A 3,726-nucleotide genomic window follows, 5' to 3' on the forward strand; every position below is an offset into this window, starting at 1 on the left:
AGTGTAATTTTTGGAGAAGCGTTAGAGTAGAAGCTTGAGATAAGTATTAAAAATAGAAAGTGTTTTATTGACTTTGTTGATGAAATGCTTTCTATTTTTTTGTTTGTAAGTGGATAACCATTCTATAATTATTCTAATTTGTATGGGGATTCTGTGGAAAACCTTCAAGGAATAATTTATATTATCCACAATGATGTTGTTTATGACAATTCAAAAGAGGAATGTGGGAGATAGGATTCCGAATTTCAATGATTCACCAAAAAATTATGTTTTAAAACTGGTAATAGAATCGAATTTATTATATTTTATCTATGTACAAAAATTTTTATTGACAATTTATGGTTATGCATGTAGTCTATACACTGTGGGGATAAGTAAAACTAAGTACATAAAAAATCTGTTATTATATAATGCGCGAATGCGAAAATATATTAAGTATACAAAAATCAAATATATTTATCAAAAATAATGAAGAACACATGGAGACAGTGTTTTTATTTTATGATTTTTAAAAATCGCGATTTGCAAAATTGAGGAATCAAGGTTTAAATACCATGTATTATTAAAAACTATTGCGTAGGATTTAGCTTTCAAATTAATATAAATTATCTTAAATTAATGTGAAAGCTAATCTTATATATGCCAATATGAAAGTAAAGGGGGACTTGATTAAGTTTTGGGGATTATCTTGGAATTTAGAGTTTAGTCGAATGGCGGGCGACTGATTCATAACTATTGATTTTTAAGATTAGAGATTCTGAGAAACTGTTTATTATCTTAGGAGGGAAAATATGAGTGAAAAAAAGAAAAAAATATTATACGCAATATTAGGATTAAACATTGCTAATATTGTATTTTTTTGGTTGCCATGGATTAAATTGTCGAATGCTATTGGTGGTCTAATGTCACTTGGAGGAGTAAACTTAAATGGTGGAACAAATGGGGCAAATTTGATTTCTTCAATTGGTGATGCCATATATTTTATAGGACAATTTGATAGTAAATATTCAGTGTACGGATATTTGATTAAGTTGTATTACTTGATTCCAATAATACCGGCGATTGCATTGATAATGTACATCAAATCAAAAAATATAAAAAAAATATATACAATCTTAATATGTTCATCATTGTTAAATATTTTATTGTTGGTCATGCCTATATTAATAGTCATTAGTGATGGAGAGCTTCTAAGAATTTCAGATTTTATTCTAGCATGGGACTATGGATATTGGGGAATATTAATTGCATCAGCATTGACATTGTATTTCATAAAGTCAATTAGGGGATTAGAACATGTATCTGTTTCTGATAAAAGTCTAGAATCAAATGAAAGCCATTATACAAAGGATAATTTTAAATCTCAGTCAGAAGTTAATGAGAAGATAAAGGACAAGTTTGATACAACTACAAAAATGTCAAAAGAAGCTGTTCAAAAATTTACAGAGGACTTATCTAAACGAGATTTATTTGAAAAAATGTTTTTGGCAATCGGAGCCATTATAGGACTTGTTGCAATTGTTCAAGTTTACCAAAAAAGCTTTATAAGTAGTTTTCTAGGATTCGTTATTTGTGGACTTATATTATTATGTTATTTCAAAATTTCTTTGAGAATAAAACCGGATATTCTAGAAGCTCTTTATGCTTTTCAAGAAAATACAAATCTTGTATTTGAAAGCAAATTACCAACTTGGTTATCATCAGAGAAAACAACATCAACTTATGTTTTAGCTATTTTGGCTATAGTACGATATTTTATTGGGTCATATAATAATAACAATTTATTTGCTCAAATTGTTATATTTATAAGTATAGTGGCATTACCATTACTCCTAGTTAATTGTATTGTAGCTTTTGTTAGAAAAAATAACGAGTTAATTTGGAAGGTTATGCTAATATTGGTTAGTGGTCATATGATTAATTTTATTAGCGGTGGTTTGTTTGAAGAATATACGTATTTTAGTGTTTATTCATCTGTGAATGCATTAACTTATTGGATTATATCTTATTGGGTTTATCAGTACGAGCAATTCTTTTCGATTATATCAAATAAGGTTCAGATAGAAGGCGCTTAAAAATATTATAATAATACATTAAAAAATAGGCTCTCAAATATTTAAAATATTTGAGAGCCTATTTGATTTTTTAATATTAATAGATTAAACTATACAGCTTGATCTCTTTGAGCAGCAAGTTCTGCATCTGCTTCATCCATTACTTTTTGGAAGATAGGTCCCATTAGAAGTAATAATATACCAGCAGCTAATGAAACTACAGTTACCATACCGAATATTTGTAAACTACCCATTGATTCTACGAATCCAGCAGAGATACCAGCTAAGTAGTTACCGAATCCAGTAGCAGCATACCAAGCTCCCATCATTACAGCAGCAATTTGTTTAGGAGATAGCTTGTTTACCATTGAAAGTCCTATTGGAGATAAGAACATTTCTCCGACAGTGTGTAGGATATAAGCTCCTGCTAAGAACAACCAACTAGCGCTACCAGTAGATTCTACTCTAAGTGAAGCTAACATTAAAACTGCGAAACCAGATGCCAATATCATTAGACCATAAGCCATTTTTCTAGTTGTTGGGATATCGCCTTTAGGTCTTTTAGCTAATTTTACAAACCAAAGAGCGAAAGTAGGTCCAAGTACTATACAGAAGAATGGATTGATCATTTGGAACCAGTTAGTAGGAATCATCCAACCGCCAACACTTCTATCTACATATCTTTGTGCAAAAAGAGTCATACTAGAACCAGCTTGTTCGAAACCAGCCCAGAAAACTATTACAAATAGTGAAAGTCCCATTATAGTAGCAACACGTTTCCAGTCGCTCTTAGTAAGAGGTTCAGATTTTGTATGTGAATTATTTTTCTTATCAGCAGCTTTACATGCAGTACCAATCTTACCTACATATTTTTCTGCGAACAATGCATATAAAACACTACCGATTAGCATACTGATACCAGAAGCTAAGAATCCGTATTTGTATCCGTAAGTAACAATTTGACCATTTTCAAAAGTAGCGAAAAGGTTAGCATACAAGAAACCACAAATCATAGGACCAAATAGAGCTCCTATATTTGTAAATGTGTAGAACATAGAGTATGCTCCGTCTTTTTTAGGATCATGATCATCATAAAAATCACCAATTAGTGAAGTGATATTTGGTTTCCATAAACCATTACCAATAATCAAAAGACCTAGTCCAACATAGAACATGCTAAGTCCTGAAGATGCGAACATAACAAACAGACCACCAGTTATAAAAAATGAACCGATAAAAAACGTTTTTCTTTTTCCGAAGAATGTATCTGCAATCCATCCTCCTAATAGTGGTGCAAAGTAAACTAACATAGTAAACCATGCGTAAATTTCAGATCCGAATTTGTCATCAAGTCCTAGACCACCGCTAGCTATACTTGATGTCAGGAATAGTATTAATATACCTCTCATTCCATAAAAACTGAAACGTTCAAAAATTTGAAGCGTTGAAACAAACCAAAAACCTTTTGGATGTTTAGATGAAGTTTGTACATTTGTAGCCATAAGCTTCCTCCTTTTAAATTATTGAAGGTATTTATTTGCTGTGGGATGTTGAAGAGTCAACGAGCGTATAAAAACCTTCACACTAGAGGTTAAATATTACAAGTTTCATTAAATTACATATAAGTTCTAAAAGCATCATCTTGTAACCGTTTACCTTAGTGTATTTTATG

Annotated in this window: 2 protein-coding genes; one reads left to right on the forward strand and one right to left on the reverse strand. The window is 30.8% G+C overall.

Features of this window, described 5'->3' with window-relative positions:
• Positions 1 to 791: 791 nt before the first annotated feature.
• A complete protein-coding gene (locus N4A40_11910; GenBank protein ID MCT4662560.1) occupies positions 792 to 2,075 on the forward strand; it encodes a hypothetical protein in 1,284 nt (427 codons plus the stop codon).
• Positions 2,076 to 2,164: 89 nt separating this feature from the next.
• On the opposite strand, the gene N4A40_11915 is transcribed toward N4A40_11910, so the two are convergent.
• The gene (locus tag N4A40_11915; GenBank protein ID MCT4662561.1) at positions 2,165 to 3,556 is read right to left on the reverse strand and encodes a peptide MFS transporter; all 1,392 of its coding nucleotides are present in this window, start codon (positions 3,554 to 3,556) and stop codon (positions 2,165 to 2,167) included.
• Between the last annotated feature and the right edge of the window lie 170 nt (positions 3,557 to 3,726).

It is taken from the genome of Tissierellales bacterium (assembly GCA_025210965.1).
In the GTDB taxonomy this organism is placed as follows: Bacteria; Bacillota; Clostridia; order Tissierellales; family JAOAQY01; genus JAOAQY01.